Raw genomic sequence first — 16,681 nt, forward strand, 5'->3', positions numbered from 1 at the left:
AGCATGTCCTGGCATGTGCGGACTGGCTGGGGAGTTCCGCCGTGACGGCTCACGGGCCGACGTCGCGGCGGTGGAGCGCATGGCGGCGACGATGAGCGACCGGGGCCCGGACGACAGCGGGGTCTGGTCGCAAGGGCCCATCGCTCTCGGGCACCGGCGGCTCAAGATCATCGACTTGTCGGCGGCGAGCGGGCAACCGCTGATCGACCCCGACTCGGGGCTCACCGGAGTCTTCAACGGATGCGTCTACAACTACCGCGAGCTGCGCGAGGAGTTGCAGGCCAAGGGGCACCGCTTCTTCTCCTCAGGCGACAGCGAGGTCGTCGTCAAGGCGTACGCCGAGTGGGGACTCGACTTCGTCGACCACCTGATCGGCATGTTCGCCGTGGCGATCACCGAGCGGGACACCGGCCGGCTGGTGCTGGCCCGGGACCGGCTCGGCATCAAGCCGCTCTACCTGGCCGAGACGCCGGGCGTGGTGCGCTTCGCCAGCACCCTGCCGGCGCTGCTGGCCGGCGGTGGCGTGGACACCGCCATCGATCCGGTGGCGCTCGCCCACTACCTGAGCTTCCACAGCATCGTGCCGCCGCCGCGGACCATCCTGCGCGGTGTCACCAAGCTGCCCCCGGCCACGGTCCGGGTCTACGAGCCGGACGGCCGCACCCACGAGCGGGTCTACTGGGACCCGTCCTTCACCCGGGCCGCCGAGCGGGCCGACTGGTCCGAGCAGGACTGGCAGGACGCCCTGCTGGAGTCGCTGACCACCGCCGTGCGCCGCCGGATGGTCGCCGACGTGCCGGTCGGCGTGCTGCTCTCCGGTGGGCTGGACTCCAGCCTGGTGGTCGCGCTGCTGGCCGGCGAGGGGCAGTCCGGGCTGTCCACCTTCTCCATCGGTTTCGACTCCGTCGGCGGCCGGGAGGGCGACGAGTTCGTCTACTCCGACCTGGTCGCGAAGACCTTCGACACCGACCACCACCAGCTCAAGGTGGCCGCCGGCGACCTGGTGCCGCCGCTGGAGGCGGCCGTCGCGGCGATGAGCGAGCCGATGGTCAGCCACGACTGCGTCGCCTTCTACCTGCTCAGCCAGGAGGTGTCGCGGCACGTCAAGGTGGTCCAGTCCGGGCAGGGCGCCGACGAGATCCTGGGCGGCTACCACTGGTACCCGCCGCTGGCCGGGGTCGACCGGGAGCAGGCGCTGCAGACGTACGCGAAGGCGTTCTTCGACCGGGACGCGGCCGGCCTGGCCCGGGTGCTCAACCCGGACCGGCTGGCCGACGGCGACCCGGCGCGGGAGTTCGTGACGGCGCACCTGGCCCGGCCGGGCGCGCAGACCGCGGTCGACGCCGGCCTGCGGATCGACACCCAGATCATGCTCACCGACGACCCGGTGAAGCGGGTGGACAACATGACCATGGCGCACGGGCTGGAGGCCCGGGTGCCGTTCCTGGACCACGAGTTCGTGGAGCTGGCCGCGAGCTGCCCGCCCGAGCTGAAGCTGGCGCAGGGCGGCAAGGGCGTGCTCAAGGAGATCGGCCGCCGGGTCCTGCCGCACGAGGTGATCGACCGGCCCAAGGGCTACTTCCCGGTGCCGGGCCTCACCCACCTGGAGGGCAAGCTGCTCGATCGGGTACGCGACGCGCTCTCCGCGCCGGCCGCCCGCCGCCGCGACCTGTTCCGCGCCGACTACGTCGACGCGCTGCTCGCCGACCCGAACGCCGAACTGACCCCGTTGAACGGAAACAAGCTGTGGCAGCTGGGACTCCTGGAAATGTGGCTCCAGAGCCACGGGATCGACTGACCATGACCGACACGGTGACGACCACCGACCGGGAGCGGGTGCCGGGCCGACACCGGGAGCGGATCGGCCCCGGCGGCGACCCGGTCGCGCCCGGCCCGCCGGCACCCCGCCCGCGCAGCACCGACGACTCCGGCGTGGTGCTGGACTGCGGCTGGGGGCGGCTGGTCTTCGGCCAGACCTTCACCGACCAGGCGGCGGTGGCGGACGTGCTGCGCTCCGAGGCGGCCGGCGCCCGGGACATCTGCATCTACCTGCGCGACCCGCACGTGCTGGTGTCCCGGCTCCCGGACGAGCTGTTCATCGACCCGTCGCTGACCTATCGGCTGCCGCTGGGCGAGCGGCGTCCGGCCGCCACCGACGGCGACGGCGAGGTCCCCGGCCTGGTGATCCGGCCGCTGCGCGACGCCGACGACGCGGACGCGGTCAACCGGATCTACGCCCGCAACGGCATGGTCACCGCGCCGGTCGACGTGCTGGTCGACAACGCCGGCACCGACCGCTTCCTGCACCTGGTCGCCGAGGCCGCCACCGGCGAGATCGTCGGCACCATCACCGGCGTGGACCACGTGGCGGTCTTCGCCGACCCGGAGAACGGCGCCAGCCTCTGGTGTCTGACCGTCGACTTCAACACCGCGCCGCCCGGCACCGGCCAGGCGCTGCTGACCGGGCTGGCCGACCGGCTCGACGAGCGGGGGCGGGCCTTCGTGGACCTGTCCGTGCTCGCCGAGAACTCCGGCGCGATCCGGCTCTACGAGCGGCTCGGCTTCCATCGCACCGCGACGCTCTGCGTGAAGCGGAAGAACCCGATCAACGAGCGGCTCTTCCTGCCCGCCACCCCGGCCGGGTACGACGACCTCAACCCGTACGCGAAGATCGTCGCCGATGAGGCGATGCGGCGCGGCATCCGGGTGGAGGTCACCGACCCGCGCTGGGGGGAACTGCGGCTGACCAGCGGCGGCCGGACGATCCACACCCGGGAGTCGCTGTCCGAGCTGACCTCGGCGGTGGCGATGAGCCGCTGCGACGACAAGCGGGTCACCCGGCGGATCCTCACCGAGGCGGGGCTGTCGGTGCCGCGCGGCCGGACCGCCACCGGCGGGCCGGACGACCTGGCCTTCCTCGCCGACGTCGGGCCGGTGGTGGTCAAGCCGGCGCGGGGCGAGCAGGGCAACGGCATCACCGTCGGCGTGCGCACCGCCGAGGCGCTGACCGCGGCGGTCGAGCTGGCCCGGCGGTTCTGCCCGGACGTGCTGATCGAGGAGCTGCGCGACGGCGAGGACCTGCGGGTGATCGTGATCGACCACGAGGTGGTGGCCGCGGCCGTCCGCCGGCCGGCCCAGGTCACCGGCGACGGGGTGCACGACATCGCCGCGCTGATCGACCGGCAGAGCCGCCGCCGGGCCGCCGCCACCGGGGGCGAGTCCCGCATCCCGGTCGACGAGATGACCCGCGAGGTGGTCGCGGCGGCCGGGTACCGGATGGACGACGTGCTGCCCGAGGGCGAGGTGCTGGCCGTACGCCGGACCGCCAACCTGCACACCGGCGGCACCATCCACGACGTGACCGCCGAGCTGCACCCGGCGATCGCCGAGGCCTGCGTGGCGGCGAGCCGGGCGCTGGACATCCCGGTCACCGGGCTGGACCTGCTGGTGCCGGCGCCGGACCGGCCGGAGCACGTCTTCATCGAGGCCAACGAGCGGCCCGGCCTGGCAAACCACGAGCCGCAGCCGACCGCCGAGCGCTTCGTCGACCTGCTCTTCCCCGGCACCCGCGCCCCGCAGCGGCTCTGGAGCCCGGCCGGCCCGGGAGCCGCCGCGTGAGCCCGAAGCCACTGGAGATCGACCTGGACTACCTGCGCCAGGTGCTGCTGGAGCTGTTGGAGATCCCCAGCCCGTCGGGGCGCACCGACCACGTGCAGCAGTACGTCGGCGAGCGGCTCTCGGCGCTGGGCATCGCCTCCACGCTGACCCGGCGCGGGGCGCTGAGCGCCTGCCTGCCCGGCCCCCGCCAGACCGGTGCCGACCGGGCGATCGTGGTGCACACCGACACCATCGGCGGCATGGTGAAGCGGCTCAAGGAGAACGGCCGGCTGGAGCTGAAGACCATCGGTACGCACAGCGCCCGGTTCGCCGAGGGCGCGCACGTCCGGGTCTTCACCGACGACCTGGACCGGGTGATCACCGGTCAGGTGCTGCCGCTGAAGGCCAGCGGGCACCGCTACAACGACGACGTCGACCTGCAGGGCGTCGGCTGGGAGCACGTCGAGGTACGGCTCGACGAGCGGGTCGACGACATCGCCGGCCTGCGCGCGCTGGGCATCGACGCGGGCGATTTCGTGGCGTTCCTGCCCAACCCGACGATCACGCCGAGCGGGTACGTCAAGTCGCGGCACCTGGACGACAAGGCCGGCGTGGCCGCCGTGCTCACCGCGTTCAAGGCGATGGTCGACGCCGGAATCACCCCGGCGGTCACCGCGCACCTGCTGGTCACCGTCACCGAGGAGATCGGTCACGGGGCCAGCCACGGCCTCGACCCGGACGTCGCCGAGATCGTCTCGGTGGACGCGGCGGTGGTCGCCCCCGGCCAGCAGTCCCGGGAGGACGCGGCCACCCTGGCGATGGGCGACGGGGTGGGCCCGTTCGACTACCACCTGACCCGCAACCTCGCCTCGATCGCCCGCGAGCACGGCGTCGACCTGGTCCGGGACGTCTTCGACTACTACCGCTCGGACGTGGCGGCGGCGGTCGAGGCCGGCGCGCACGCCCGGGTGGCCCTGCTCGGCTTCGGCGTGGACGCCACCCACGGCCACGAGCGCACCCACCTGGACGGGCTGCGCCATCTCACCCACCTGCTCTGCCTCTACCTGCAGAGCGACCTGGTCTTCCCGGAGTGGGACGCCGAGCCCGAGGGCGACCTGGCCGACTTCCCGTCGCTGGCGGTGCAGCCGGCCAGCGAGGAGGGCCCCCGCGAGGGCCCGATCGGCATCGTCGACGCCTCCTGATCCGCCCCGCCTCCACGACGGGGGCGGGGCGGGCCGGCCTATTTCCGTCCGGGCTGTGATCGAAATCCGTTGCCGGTGCCCGGCGGGACTGGATAGCGTGGCCGTACACGGGAAAGGAGGTGGTCCAGACTTGTATAGCAATCGGACTCGTGAGGTGGCTGTCCGCTAGCCGCTGTCCTCGACAGTGAAACCCGTCCGCCGCGAGGCGGGCATCTGCACCATCGTCGAGACCGTGTGGCAGCGGTGCGGCGAAACCACGACAGCCACCCGACCCCCGGGGTGCCGGCCCAGTCCAGCCGGCCCGCGCGCGAGCGCGGAAGCCCCGGGGGTCGCTTCATGTCCGGCCCGGCCGGACCGGTCAGCTCAGCGGGGAGGCCGCCTTGTCCATGCGCGAGCTGGTGGTGCTCGGGACGGCCAGCCAGGCCCCCACCCGGCAGCGCAACCACAACGGGTACGTGCTGCGCTGGGACGACGAGGTGATCCTCTTCGACCCGGGCGAGGGCACCCAGCGGCAGCTGCTGCACACCGGGGTCACCGCCACCGACCTGACCCGGATCTGCGTCACCCACTTCCACGGCGACCACTGCCTCGGCCTGCCCGGCATCATCCAGCGGCTCTCCCTGGACCGGGTGCCGCACCCGGTGGCGGTGCACTTCCCGGCCGGCGGCGCCGAGTACTTCGCCCGACTGCGGCACGCCACCTCCTTCCACGAGACCGCCGAGTTGGCCGTCGAGCCGATCGAGGCGGACGGGCAGCGGATCACCCTGCGCGGTGGCACGCTGGAGGCCCGCCGGCTGCGGCACTCCATCGAGACGTACGGCTACCGGCTGGTGGAGCCGGACGGCTGCCGGATGCTCCCGGAGCGGCTGTCCGCGTACGGGATCGCCGGGCCGGCGGTCGGGGAGCTGCTCCGCGTCGGCCACCTCGACCTGGCCGGGCGTCGCGTCACCCGGGACGAGGTGAGCGTGACCCGACCGGGCCAGCGGTTCGCCTTCGTGATGGACACCGCGCTCTGTGACGCGGTGTACGCCCTCGCCGAACACGCCGACCTGCTGGTCATCGAGTCGACCTTCCTGGAGTCGGAGACCGCCCTGGCCGCCGAGGCCGGCCACCTGACCGCGGCTCAGGCAGCGCGGGTGGCGACCGAGTCGGGGGTACGCAAGCTGGTGCTCACCCACTTCTCCCAGCGGTACAGCGACCTGCGCCGGTTCGCCGACGAGGCCCGCCGGCACTTCGCCGGTGACCTGGTCATCGCCGAGGACCTGACCACCGTGCCGGTCCCGCCGCGCCGGGTAGCCTCGGCCGGATGACCATCACGCTGCGCCCCGCCACCGTCGACGACCTGATGGCGGTAGGGGCCCTGCACCGGCGGTCGCGGGTGGCCGCGTACTCCTCGTTCCTGCCGGCGGAGGCGCTGGCCGACCCGTCGGCCGAGGCGATGGGCCGGTACTGGGTCGAGCGGTTCGGCTGGGAGCGGGACGACCACCGGATGACCCTGGCCGAGCGGGACGGCCGGCTGGTCGGCTTCAGCTACCTGGGCCCGGACGACGAGGGCGATCCGGCCACCGGCCTGCTCAACGCCATCCACCTCGACCCAGACGAGCGGGGCCGGGGCACCGGCCGCGAGCTGATGGTCGACGCGCTGGACGCCATGCGGTCGCGCGGCTGGTCCCGGGCGGTGCTCTGGGTGCTGGCGCAGAACCACGCCGCACGTCGCTTCTACGAGCGCGGCGGCTGGACGCCGGAGGGCACCCGGCGCGACGAGCACTTCGGCCCGATCGTCGTCCCGCAGGTCCGGTACGCCCGACCGCTCTGACCCGCCCCGTTCGCTCTGAGCTGATCGGGGCATGCCCGTCGATCCGGCCGCGTTGCCGGGTTCATGGACACCGATCACACCGAGCGGGCGGAGGACGCCGCGCTCGACGCGTACTCCCGGGTGGTCACCGGCGTGGCGGCCCGGGTGCTGCCCAGCGTGGCCGCCCTGTCGGTGCGGACCGCGCGCGGGGCCGGCGCCGGCTCCGCGATCACCGTGGGCACGGACGGCCTGCTGCTGACCAGCGCCCACGTGGTGCAGGGCGCCCGGGACGGCTCGGCCGCCTTCGGCGACGGCACCGAGGCGCGGTTCCGGGTCCTCGGGGCGGATCCGCTCTCCGACCTGGCGGTGCTGCGGGTGGACGAGGCGACCGTGCCGCCGGTGGAGCTGGGCGACGCGGACACCCTGCGGATCGGCCAGCTGGTGGTCGCGGTCGGCAACCCGATGGGGCTGGCCGGCTCGGTCACCGCCGGGGTGGTGTCCGGGCTGGGCCGGTCGCTGCCGGCCCGGGACGGCCGGGTCACCCGACTCATCGAAGACGTCATCCAGACCGACGCCGCGCTCAACCCCGGCAACTCCGGCGGTGCGCTGGCCGACTCGGCCGGCCGGGTGATCGGGGTGAACACCGCCGTCGCCGGCTACGGCCTCGGGCTGGCCGTGCCGATCAACGCCACCACCCGGCAGATCATCGACGACCTCATCGCCGGCGGGCGGGTGCGCCGGGCCTGGCTGGGGGTGGCCGGCATCCCGGTGCCGCTGCCGCCCGAGGTCGCCGAGCGCACCGGCCAGCGCCGTGGCCTGCGGGTGATCGAGGTGGTGCCGGGCAGCCCCGCCGGACTGGCCGGGATCTACCTCGGTGACGTGATCCTCTCCGCCGGCGGCCGGCCGGTCCGGGACGGCCAGGGCCTGCAACGGCTCATGCTCGGCCCGGCGATCGGCACCCGGCTGCCGGTGACCGTGCTGCGCCGGGGTGCCCTCGTCGACGTGGTCGCGGTGCCGACCGAGCTGACCCGCTGAGCCGTCAGATCCCGTCCCGGTCGGAGTACGACGACGCGGGGCCTCCCCCGGACAGGAGGAGGCCCCGCGGTACGTCGTCGGGTCAGCGCGCGCCGAGGTGGGCGAGCAGGTCCTGCCGGGTGAGCACGCCCTTGGGCTTGCCGTCGACCAGCACCAGCGCCGCGTCGGACTTCTCCAGCAGGCCGACCGCCTCGCTCACCGGCTGCCCGCCGCCGATCATCGGCAGCGGCTCGGCCATGTGCCGCTCGATGGTGTCGTGCAGGTGCGCCTGCCCGGTGAAGAGCGCGTCGAGCAGGTCCCTCTCGGCGATCGAGCCGGCCACCTCGCCGGTCACCACCGGCGGCTCGGCCTTGAGCACCGGCAGCTGCGAGACGCCGTACTCGCGCATGTAGTCGATCGCGTCGCGGACCGTCTCGGTGGGGTGCACGTGCACCAGCTCGGGCAGGCCGCCCGGCTTGCTGGCGAGCGCGTCGGCCACGGTCGGCTCGGTGCCCGAGTTGTCCAGGAAGCCGTACCGGGCCATCCAGTTGTCGTTGAAGATCTTCGACAGGTAGCCCTTGCCGCTGTCCGGCAGCAGCACGACGACGACGTCGTCCGGACCGGCCTTGCGGGCCACCTCCAGGGCGGCCACCACGGCCATCCCGCAGGAGCCGCCGACCAGCATCCCCTCCTCGCGGGCCAGCCGCCGGGTCATCTCGAACGAGGCCTTGTCCGAGACCTCGATGATCTCGTCGGCGATGCCCCGGTCGTACGTCTCCGGCCAGAAGTCCTCACCGACGCCCTCGACCAGGTACGGCCGGCCGGTGCCGCCGGAGTAGACCGAACCCTCCGGGTCCGCCCCGATGACCTTGACCCGGCCCTCGGAGGCCTCCTTCAGGTAGCGCCCGATGCCGGAGATGGTGCCGCCGGTGCCGACGCCGGCCACGAAGTGGGTGAGCCCGCCCTCGGTCTGCTTCCACAGCTCCGGGCCGGTCGTCTCGTAGTGCGAGCGCGGGTTGGCCGGGTTGCTGTACTGGTTGGGCTTCCAGGCGCCGGGGATCTCCCGGGCCAGCCGGTCGGAGACGTTGTAGTAGGAGCGCGGGTCCTCCGGCGCGACGGCGGTCGGGCAGACCACCACCTCGGCGCCGTACGCGCGCAGCACGTCCTGCTTGTCCTGGCTGACCTTGTCCGGGCAGACGAAGACGCACTTGTAGCCCTTGAGCTGGGCTACCAGGGCCAGCCCGACGCCGGTGTTGCCGCTGGTCGGCTCGACGATGGTGCCGCCCGGCTTGAGGATGCCCGCGACCTCGGCGTCCTCCACCATCCGCAGCGCGATCCGGTCCTTCACCGAACCGCCCGGGTTGAGGTACTCCACCTTCGCCAGCACGGTGGCCCGGATGCCCTCGGTGACGTTGCGCAGCCGTACCAGCGGGGTGTTGCCGATCAACTCGACGACGTTGTCGTAGTACTGCACCTCGTTGTGCCCTTCGTTGCGGCGCCGGCGCCGGCGGCCGGGCAGACGTTTCGTTCGTCGCCCAGGGTACGTGCCGTCAGGGGATCATCTGCCCGGGGATGACGGAGCTGCGACGCGCCTCCCACTCCAGGAAGCGCTCGGTCTCCGCCAGCACGCTGCCGGCCAGCCAGGTGACCATGAGCGCGTCGTCCACCAGGCCGAAGATGGTCAGGAACAGCTCCGGCACCACGTCCACCGGCGAGAGCACGTACGCCGTCGCCGCCGTCATCATGGCCAGCCGGAGGCCGCCGTCGTACTCGCCCCGGGCGGTCGCCCTGATCATCCGGGGCAGCGCCGCCAACCGGGCGCCCAGCGAGGGCCCGCCCCGGGCGCCCGCCGCCAGTGCCCGGAACAATGCGGTGAACGCCGCGCTCCGCTTCAACGTCCTGCTCATCTCGTCGACCCCTCTCCGCCCGACCAGCGTGACGCGGGAGCGCAAGCCCGCCGCGACCTGCTCCTCCGGCGCCCGTCGCCCGTCGCCGTCACCGGACAGGTACCCAGAAGCGGCCCTTCCCAGGCACGAACCCGGCCGGCACGAGGAGAGCGGCGTGTCGGGCCGGCGCGATAACGTGGCGGTATGGGGGTGGCTGGTTCCGTCGTACCGGGTTCGCGCTGGCACCGCGCCCGGCAGATCGCGCGGATGGCGGCGATCGGCACGGGCGCCAGCGCGGCGGCGTTCGTCGCGACCGGCGGCGTGCTGCTCGGTCAGGCCCGCCAGGCCCGGCGCACCATCCCGATGGCCGAGGCGCCCCCGCCCCGCTGCGACGGTGTCTACGGCGCGAAGTGCCCCGGCCCGCCGCTGACCATGGTGGTGCTCGGCGACTCGTCGGCGGCCAGCTACGGCGTGCACCGGCGCCGGGAGACCCTGGGGGCGCTGCTCGCCACCGGGCTGTCCCGACGGCTGCACCGGCCGGTGCGGGTGCACCGCCTCGCCGTGGTGGGATCGCTCTCCGCCGGGCTCCGGCCGCAGGTCGAGTCGGCGCTGGAGTGCGACCCGGACGTCGCGGTGATCCTGATCGGCGGCAACGACGTCACCAACCGCACCCCGCCCGGGCTGGCGGTGCGCTACCTGGTCGAGGCGGTCCGCGCGCTGCGGGCCGCCGGTTGCGAGGTGGTCGTCGGCACCTGCCCCGACCTCGGCGCGATCCAGCCGATCCAGCCGCCGCTGCGCTGGCTGGCCCGGCGGTGGAGCCGGCAGCTGGCCGCCGCGCAGACGGTGGCGGTGGTCGAGGCGGGCGGCTGGACGGTCTCCCTCGGCGACATGCTCGGTCCCCGGTTCGTCGCCGAACCCACCCGGATGTTCGCCTGGGACCGGTTCCACCCGTCCGCGGAGGGGTACGCGGTGGCCGCCGCCGCGCTGCTGCCCACCGTGATCTCGGCGCTGGGCGCCGGCGCGGAACGCAGGCCGGTACCGGGCCGGGGCGAGGGGGTACGGTCGCTGCCGGAGGCCGCCCAGGAGGCGGCCCGGCACGCCGGGACGGAGGTCAGCGGCACCCAGGTCCGGGGTCGCGACCGCGGACCGGCCGGCCGTTGGGCCCACCTGCGCCGGCGGGCCTTCTTCGGCGTCGGCGCGGTGCCGCAACCCGGTCCCGCCACCGACTCACCCACACTGGAGGGATCGGCATGAGCGAGCGAACCACCGGGCCCCGCGCGGCGGAGCCCCGTGCCGACCGCCGCCAGGAGCGCGCCTGCCGGCGCGACGTCCCGCAGGGGGAGGTGTCGTCATGACCGAACGCGGCATCGGTGCGGAGCTGGCGCTCCGGCTCGGCAAGGCGGCGGCCTTCTCCCTGGTCGCCGGCACCATCGGCGGCGCGGCGGTGCTCGCCGGGCAGGCCGTCGCCGCCCGCAACCGCAGCTACGCCCAGCCGGAGCTGGGCCTGGCGCTACGCGCCACCGTCGGCCGGGCCGGCGCCCCGCCGCTGCGGCTGGTGCTGCTGGGCGACTCCTCGGCGCTCGGCGTGGGAGTCGAACGCTTCGACGAGACCGTGGGCGGGCAACTGGCCCACCTGCTGGCCGAGGGACCGACCGGGCGGCAGGTGCACCTGTCCAGCGTGGGGGTCTCCGGCTCCCGCTCCACCGACCTGGCCACCCAGGTGGCCCGGGCGCTGCTCGGCGAGCGCCCCGACGTGGCGGTGATCCTGATCGGCGCCAACGACGCCACCGCGATGCGCCGGCCGGGCGAGGCCGCGGCGTACCTCGGCGCGGCGGTGCGCCGGCTGCGCGACGCGCGGGTGGAGGTGGTGGTCGGCACCTGTCCGGACCTGGGCGCGGTGCGCGCCGTCGCGCAGCCGCTGCGGCAGGTGCTCGGCTGGTCGGGGCGGCGGATGGCCCGGGCGCAGACCGCGGCCGTGCTCGACGCCGGCGGCAGCGTGGTCGACCTGGGCACCGAGACCGGGCCGGTGTTCCGCGCCGACGCCGGGACCTTCTGCCCCGACGGCTTCCACCCCTCCGCCGACGGCTACCGGGTCTGGGCGCACGCCCTGCTGCCGGCGGTGGCCGCCGCGGCCACCAGCGCCTCCCGCCACTAGGCGGGGCGGCGAACGGGCGGGAGCCCGCCGCAGGGTGACATTTCCCGCCGCCCCGGCAGCTTCCCCGTCAAGTTACCGGCGAGTTAACGTGAGCTATGCCGATTGAGTCGTCCCGCGACGCCGTCATCGTCGCCACCGCCCGCTCCCCCATCGGTCGCGCGTTCAAGGGCTCGCTGCGCGAGGTCCGCCCCGACGACCTCGCCGCGACCATCGTCCAGGCCGCACTGGACAAGGTCCCCGGGCTCGACCCGACCCAGGTCGAGGACCTCTACCTCGGGTGCGGCCTGCCCGGCGGCGAGCAGGGCTTCAACATGGCCCGGGTGGTCGCCACGCTGCTGGGCCTGGACGGCCTGCCCGGCGCCACCCTCACCCGCTACTGCGCCTCGTCGCTGCAGACCACCCGGATGGCGATGCACGCCATCCGCGCCGGTGAGGGCGACGTCTTCATCTCCGCCGGCGTGGAGACGGTCTCCCGGTACGCCCGGGGCAACTCCGACACCCTCCCGCCGGAGGCGCAGGCGCTGGTCGGCGGCGGCTGGGAGAACCCGCGCTTCGCCGAGGCGCAGGAGCGCTCCAAGACCCGCGCGGCCGGTGGTGCCGAGGTGTGGACCGACCCGCGCGAGGCCGGCCAGCTCCCCGACATCTACCTGACGATGGGGCAGACCGCCGAGAACCTCGCCCAGGTGTACGACGTCACCCGCGAGGACATGGACGCCTTCGGTGTGCGCAGCCAGAACCTCGCCGAGAAGGCGATCGCCGACGGCTTCTGGGCCCGCGAGATCACCCCCGTCACCACGCCGGACGGCACCGTGGTCAGCACCGACGACGGCCCGCGCGCCGGGGTCACCCTGGAGGCCGTCGCCGGCCTGAAGCCGGTCTTCCGCCCCGACGGCCGGATCACCGCCGGCAACTGCTGCCCGCTCAACGACGGCGCCGCCGCCGTGGTGGTGATGAGCGCCCAGCGCGCGAAGGACCTCGGGCTCACCCCGCTGGCCCGGATCGTCTCCACCGGCGTGACCGCCCTGTCGCCGGAGATCATGGGCCTCGGCCCGGTAGAGGCGTCCCGGCAGGCCCTCAAGCGGGCCGGCATGACCGTCGACGACGTCGACCTGGTCGAGATCAACGAGGCGTTCGCCGCGCAGGTGATCCCCTCCTACCGGCAGCTCGGCATCCCGGAGGAGAAGGTCAACGTGATGGGCGGCGCGATCGCCGTCGGCCACCCGTTCGGCATGACCGGCGCCCGGATCACCGGCACGCTGCTCAACTCCCTGGAGTGGCACGACAAGACCATCGGCCTGGAGACCATGTGCGTCGGTGGCGGCCAGGGCATGGCGATGGTGCTGGAGCGGCTCAGCTGAACCCCGGTTCGCCGGTCGTCCGCGCGGGTACCGGATCCGCATGGCGACGGTGGTGGAGCGGGAACGCAAGTACTCCGCCGACGAGGGCTTCCGGCTGCCGGACCTGACGGGGTGCGGTGGCGTCGCGACGATGTCGGACGCCACCGCCTTCGACCTGGACGCGGTCTACCTGGACACCCCGGACCTGCGGCTGGCGCGCAGCGGCTTCGCGCTGCGCCGGCGGACGGGCGGCCACGACGCCGGCTGGCACCTGAAGGTCGGCGCGGCCGGCGGCGCCCGGACCGAGTACCAGTTCCCGGCCGGCGCGGACGACCTCGACCCGCCGGCGGAGCTGGTCGGGCTGTTCCGGGCCGCCTCCCGCGGGCAGGCGGTCGAACCGGCGGCCCGGATCACCACCCACCGGGTGGAACGACGGCTGCTGGACGCGGCGGGCCGGGTGCTGGCGGAGGTCGCCGAGGACACCGTCGACGGGCGGGACCTGGTCACCGGCGAGCGGCAGGCGTGGCGGGAGATCGAGGTCGAGCTGGCCGACGGCGACGACCGGCTGCTCGACGCGGTGCAGTCGCGGCTGCGCGAGGCGGGCGCCCGCCCGGTTCCCGTCTCCAAGTCCCACCGGGCCCTCGCCGGCCGGCTCGCCGCCGTCACCGACGCGGCCCCGACGGACCCGGTCGCCCACTACGCCCTCACCCAGCGCGACGTGCTGATCGCGAACCATCCCGGGGCCCGGCACGGTGACGAGGACGCGGTGCACGACATGCGGGTCGCCGTCCGCCGGCTGCGGGCCACGCTGCGCACCTTCCGCGGCCGCTGGGACCGTCCGCGCAGCGCGGCCCTGCGCGCCGAGCTCCGCTGGCTGGGCGGCCAGCTCGGGGCGGTCCGCGACGCGCAGGTGATGGCCGCCCGGCTCACCGACGCCGTCCGTGCCGAGCCCGCCGACCTGGTCCTCGGCCCGGTCGCGGCGCGCATCTCGGAGCGGTTCGCGGCCGACCTCGCCACCGCCCTCGACGAGCTGGTCCGGACGCTGGACTCCGACCGCTACACCGAGCTGCTGGCCGGGCTCGACCGGCTGCTGGAGGCACCGCCCGCCCGTGCCGTCGACGCGCGGTGGGTCGCCCGCCGGGTCCGCCGGGCGGTCACCCGCGCCGACGACCGGCTGGACCGGGCCCTCGACGGGGAACGGACGCAGGAGGGGGACGTCGCGCTGCACGAGGCACGGAAGGCGTACAAGACCGCCCGGTACGCCGTCGAGGTGCGCGAGCCGGACGCGGGGCAGCCCGCCGCCGCCCTGGTGGAACAACTCAGGGACCTCCAGGACCTGCTCGGCACGGAGCACGACTCGGTGGTCACCCGGGAGGTGCTGCGACGCCAGGCGCTGCGCGCGTACGCCGACGGGGAGAACACCTTCACCTACGGGCTGCTGCACGCCCGGCAGGCCGCGGCGGCCGATCGGGACCTGCGGGCGATCCCCGCCGCCCGGGACCGGGCCCGCCGGCGGAAGGTCCGACGCTGGCTGAGGAAGTGAGGCGTCAGAGCGCCGAGCGGGTCGCCGCCACCTCGGCGGCGGCGCGGGCCAGCGTCGCGTCCGGCGCCCCGGCCGTGACCAGATCGGCCGCCACCACGCGGAGCTGGTCGACCAGGGCCAGGTCGTTGTCCAACCGGGGTACGTTCCGACGCGGCTCTCCCTCGGCGTCCGCACCGAGGTTGGCCAGCTCCTGCACCAGCCGGTGCACCAGGTCGGCACGGGACACGTTGCCCCCCTCGGCGATCGCCGCCCACCGCGGCTGCTGCCAGTGCCCCACCTGACGGACCAGCAGCTCCACCGCCCGGTCCAACTCCGCTGCGCTCATCGCCGCCGAGTCTACGGCCGGACCGGCCCGCGCCCGCTCAGCGGCGCAGATAGCTCAGCAGCCGCAGGATCTGCCAGTAGAGGAAGATCAGCCCGACCAGCAGCCCGAACGCGCAGAGCCAGGCGTACCGGCGGGGCAGGCCGGTGCGGACCGACCGCTCCACCTGGTCGAAGTCGAGGATGAAGCTGAGCGCCCCGGCGATGATCGCCACCGCCGAGAAGGCGTACGGCAGCCAGCCGACCCGGCCGGAGATGCTGTAGACCTCCACGCCCTGCCGGCCGGTGAACAGCCGGAAGACCAGGTTGACCAGGCTGACCGCGAGCAGCCCGATCAGCGTGCCGATCACCAGGCGGGCCAGCCGCGGCGTGGCCCGGACCAGCCGGGCCCGGTAAAGCACCGCCATCCCGAGGAACACCCCGAAGGTGCCCACCACCGCCTGCGCGACGATGCCCGGATAGACCAGCTCGAACGCCCGGCTGGCCACGCCGAGCAGCACCCCCTGGAGCAGGGCGTACCCGATGATCGGGGCCGGGTGGGTGATGCCGCGCAGCGAGATCACCAGGAGCAGCGCGATGCCCGCCAGGGCGGTGCCGGCCAACGCCGCCGGGACCCACACCGCCTGCGGCACGACCACCCAGGCCACCGCCGCGGTGGCGCCGGTGAGCAGCAGCAGCCCGACGGTACGGACCACCACGTCGTCGACGGTCACCGCCTCCGCGCCGCCCGCACCGGGCAGCCGGTGCTCCCGGCTGCTGTCGTCCAGCCGGTCCAGGACCGGGTTGGCGCTGCGCACCCGCCACCTCCTCGCCGGGCCAGTACCCCTGCTGCCACTCTCCCCCGGACGGGCCGGCGGCGGCGGGGAAACGGCCGGGCCGGGGTGCGGCGGCCGACCGGCCCACAGACGACGGCGCCCGCCGCCGCGGGCCGCGGGGGCGGGCGCCGGGGGCTGCGACGGTCAGTCGTCGCCCTGGAAGTAGCTGATCAGCCGGAGCAGCTCCAGGTAGAGCCAGACCAGGCTGACCACGATGCCGAACGCGGCCGTCCAGGAGTAGCGCTGGGGCAGCCCCATCCGGACGCCGTCCTCGACCTCCTTGAAGCTGAGCACGAAGCTCAGCGACGCGACCACGATGCAGACCAGGCTGAAGCCGATGGCCAGCGGGCTGCCGTCGCGCAGGCCGGTGTTGACGTCGAAGAAGACCGCCAGCACGAAGTTGATCAGCATGACGGCGAAGAGGCCGGCCATCACGGCGATCATGCCCTTGACGAACTTCGGGGTCGCCCGGATGACCTTCGCCTTGTAGAGCATGGCCATCACGAAGAAGACACCGAAGGTGGCCACCACGGCCTGGAGCACGATGCCCTCGTAGGCGGTCTCGTACGCCTTGCTGACCAGACCGACGAAGGCACCCTCGACCACCGCGTACGCGACGACCAGCGCCGGGTTCGCGATCCGGGAGAAGGAGATGATCAGGCCGAGGACCACGCCGACGATCGCGGCGCCGATCCAGGCCGTGTAGACCAGGCTGTCCGGCACCAGCACCCAGGCTGCCGCGGCGGAGACGCCGAGGATGCCGAGGAGCGCGACGGTCTTGACGACCACGTCGTCGATGGTCATGGTGCCCGCGGCCGGGGCCACCGGGGAGCCGGGCTGGCCCGGGTACTGCTGGGGAATGCCGGGCTGGCCGTAGCCGTACTGCCCGGGCGGGGCGTACCCGGCGGAACGCTCCCGCTCGGCCGCCTGGCCGAGCCGGGCCAGCACCGGGTTCGAGGTCTTCACTTCTCAGGCCTCCCTCAGGGGGTCATCGCACGCACGACGTGCCCTACAAG

The 16,681-nt window shown here is 74.2% G+C and carries 15 protein-coding genes; 10 read left to right on the forward strand and 5 right to left on the reverse strand.

All coding sequences use genetic code 11. The annotated features are described in order from the left end of the window. The first annotated feature begins 13 nt into the window (after nt 1-13). The 6 genes from GA0074696_RS28350 to GA0074696_RS28375 all read left to right on the forward strand — a co-directional run bounded on the left by GA0074696_RS28350 (nt 14) and on the right by GA0074696_RS28375 (nt 7,629). Nucleotides 14-1,798: an N-acetylglutaminylglutamine amidotransferase gene (locus GA0074696_RS28350; RefSeq protein WP_088963917.1), complete on the forward strand. Its 1,785-nt coding sequence runs from the start codon at nt 14-16 to the stop codon at nt 1,796-1,798. Between the two features lie 2 nt (nt 1,799-1,800). Next, a complete protein-coding gene (gene ngg, locus GA0074696_RS28355) occupies nt 1,801-3,618 on the forward strand; it encodes an N-acetylglutaminylglutamine synthetase (RefSeq protein ID WP_088963918.1) in 1,818 nt (605 codons plus the stop codon). Next, on the forward strand, nt 3,615-4,799 hold the full coding sequence (locus tag GA0074696_RS28360) for an osmoprotectant NAGGN system M42 family peptidase (RefSeq protein ID WP_088963919.1): 1,185 nt from the start codon (nt 3,615-3,617) through the stop codon (nt 4,797-4,799). Before ngg ends, GA0074696_RS28360 begins: the two co-directional genes overlap by 4 nt. Nucleotides 4,800-5,179: 380 nt before the next feature. Further along, nucleotides 5,180-6,109, forward strand: coding sequence for a ribonuclease Z (locus GA0074696_RS28365; RefSeq protein ID WP_088963920.1), 930 nt, complete (start codon nt 5,180-5,182; stop codon nt 6,107-6,109). Then, nucleotides 6,106-6,615, forward strand: a complete 510-nt coding sequence (locus GA0074696_RS28370) for a GNAT family N-acetyltransferase (RefSeq protein WP_088963921.1) — start codon at nt 6,106-6,108, stop codon at nt 6,613-6,615. Before GA0074696_RS28365 ends, GA0074696_RS28370 begins: the two co-directional genes overlap by 4 nt. Nucleotides 6,616-6,678: 63 nt before the next feature. Then, complete coding sequence (locus GA0074696_RS28375; protein ID WP_088963922.1) at nt 6,679-7,629, forward strand: S1C family serine protease; 951 nt, start codon at nt 6,679-6,681, stop codon at nt 7,627-7,629. Between the two features lie 82 nt (nt 7,630-7,711). Here GA0074696_RS28375 and GA0074696_RS28380 read toward each other — a convergent pair whose 3' ends face one another. Then, complete coding sequence (locus tag GA0074696_RS28380; RefSeq protein ID WP_088963923.1) at nt 7,712-9,082, reverse strand: cystathionine beta-synthase; 1,371 nt, start codon at nt 9,080-9,082, stop codon at nt 7,712-7,714. A gap of 76 nt (nt 9,083-9,158) precedes the next feature. After that, on the reverse strand, nt 9,159-9,515 hold the full coding sequence (locus GA0074696_RS28385; protein ID WP_088964861.1) for a YkvA family protein: 357 nt from the start codon (nt 9,513-9,515) through the stop codon (nt 9,159-9,161). 183 nt (nt 9,516-9,698) lie between these two features. Between GA0074696_RS28385 and GA0074696_RS28390 the strand changes: the two genes are divergently transcribed. From GA0074696_RS28390 to GA0074696_RS28405, 4 genes are all read left to right on the forward strand, one after another. After that, entirely contained in the window at nt 9,699-10,748 is a 1,050-nt protein-coding gene (locus GA0074696_RS28390) for an SGNH/GDSL hydrolase family protein (protein ID WP_157746135.1), read from the forward strand. A 97-nt stretch (nt 10,749-10,845) separates the two neighbouring features. After that, complete coding sequence (locus GA0074696_RS28395) at nt 10,846-11,649, forward strand: SGNH/GDSL hydrolase family protein (protein ID WP_088963924.1); 804 nt, start codon at nt 10,846-10,848, stop codon at nt 11,647-11,649. Nucleotides 11,650-11,744: 95 nt separating this feature from the next. Next, nucleotides 11,745-13,007 carry an acetyl-CoA C-acetyltransferase gene (locus GA0074696_RS28400; protein WP_088963925.1) on the forward strand — a complete coding sequence of 421 codons (1,263 nt, stop codon included), beginning with the start codon at nt 11,745-11,747 and terminating at the stop codon, nt 13,005-13,007. A 40-nt stretch (nt 13,008-13,047) separates the two neighbouring features. Continuing rightward, nucleotides 13,048-14,529 (forward strand): CYTH and CHAD domain-containing protein, encoded by a 1,482-nt coding sequence (locus GA0074696_RS28405; protein WP_088963926.1) that lies wholly within the window; start codon nt 13,048-13,050, stop codon nt 14,527-14,529. A 4-nt stretch (nt 14,530-14,533) separates the two neighbouring features. On the opposite strand, the gene GA0074696_RS28410 is transcribed toward GA0074696_RS28405, so the two are convergent. The 3 genes from GA0074696_RS28410 to GA0074696_RS28420 form a co-directional block, all read right to left on the reverse strand. Then, complete coding sequence (locus GA0074696_RS28410) at nt 14,534-14,854, reverse strand: hypothetical protein (protein WP_088963927.1); 321 nt, start codon at nt 14,852-14,854, stop codon at nt 14,534-14,536. Nucleotides 14,855-14,891: 37 nt separating this feature from the next. Continuing rightward, the gene (locus GA0074696_RS28415; protein WP_088963928.1) at nt 14,892-15,647 is read right to left on the reverse strand and encodes a Bax inhibitor-1/YccA family protein; all 756 of its coding nucleotides are present in this window, start codon (nt 15,645-15,647) and stop codon (nt 14,892-14,894) included. Between the two features lie 162 nt (nt 15,648-15,809). Next, on the reverse strand, nt 15,810-16,631 hold the full coding sequence (locus GA0074696_RS28420; RefSeq protein ID WP_088963929.1) for a Bax inhibitor-1/YccA family protein: 822 nt from the start codon (nt 16,629-16,631) through the stop codon (nt 15,810-15,812). Between the last annotated feature and the right edge of the window lie 50 nt (nt 16,632-16,681).

This window comes from Micromonospora purpureochromogenes, from assembly GCF_900091515.1.
Lineage (GTDB): Bacteria > Actinomycetota > Actinomycetes > Mycobacteriales > Micromonosporaceae > Micromonospora > Micromonospora purpureochromogenes.

Excerpts from the sequence above, each read along its gene's own strand:
- GA0074696_RS28405 (WP_088963926.1), top strand. The coding sequence starts at position 13,048 with ATGGCGACGGTGGTGGAGCGGGAACGCAAGTACTCCGCCGACGAGGGC.
- GA0074696_RS28370 (WP_088963921.1), top strand. The coding sequence starts at position 6,106 with ATGACCATCACGCTGCGCCCCGCCACCGTCGACGACCTGATGGCGGTA.
- GA0074696_RS28410 (WP_088963927.1), bottom strand. The coding sequence starts at position 14,854 with ATGAGCGCAGCGGAGTTGGACCGGGCGGTGGAGCTGCTGGTCCGTCAG.
- GA0074696_RS28385 (WP_088964861.1), bottom strand. The coding sequence starts at position 9,515 with ATGAGCAGGACGTTGAAGCGGAGCGCGGCGTTCACCGCATTGTTCCGG.
- GA0074696_RS28375 (WP_088963922.1), top strand. The coding sequence starts at position 6,679 with ATGGACACCGATCACACCGAGCGGGCGGAGGACGCCGCGCTCGACGCG.
- GA0074696_RS28395 (WP_088963924.1), top strand. The coding sequence starts at position 10,846 with ATGACCGAACGCGGCATCGGTGCGGAGCTGGCGCTCCGGCTCGGCAAG.
- GA0074696_RS28400 (WP_088963925.1), top strand. The coding sequence starts at position 11,745 with ATGCCGATTGAGTCGTCCCGCGACGCCGTCATCGTCGCCACCGCCCGC.
- ngg (WP_088963918.1), top strand. The coding sequence starts at position 1,801 with ATGACCGACACGGTGACGACCACCGACCGGGAGCGGGTGCCGGGCCGA.
- GA0074696_RS28390 (WP_157746135.1), top strand. The coding sequence starts at position 9,699 with ATGGGGGTGGCTGGTTCCGTCGTACCGGGTTCGCGCTGGCACCGCGCC.
- GA0074696_RS28350 (WP_088963917.1), top strand. The coding sequence starts at position 14 with ATGTGCGGACTGGCTGGGGAGTTCCGCCGTGACGGCTCACGGGCCGAC.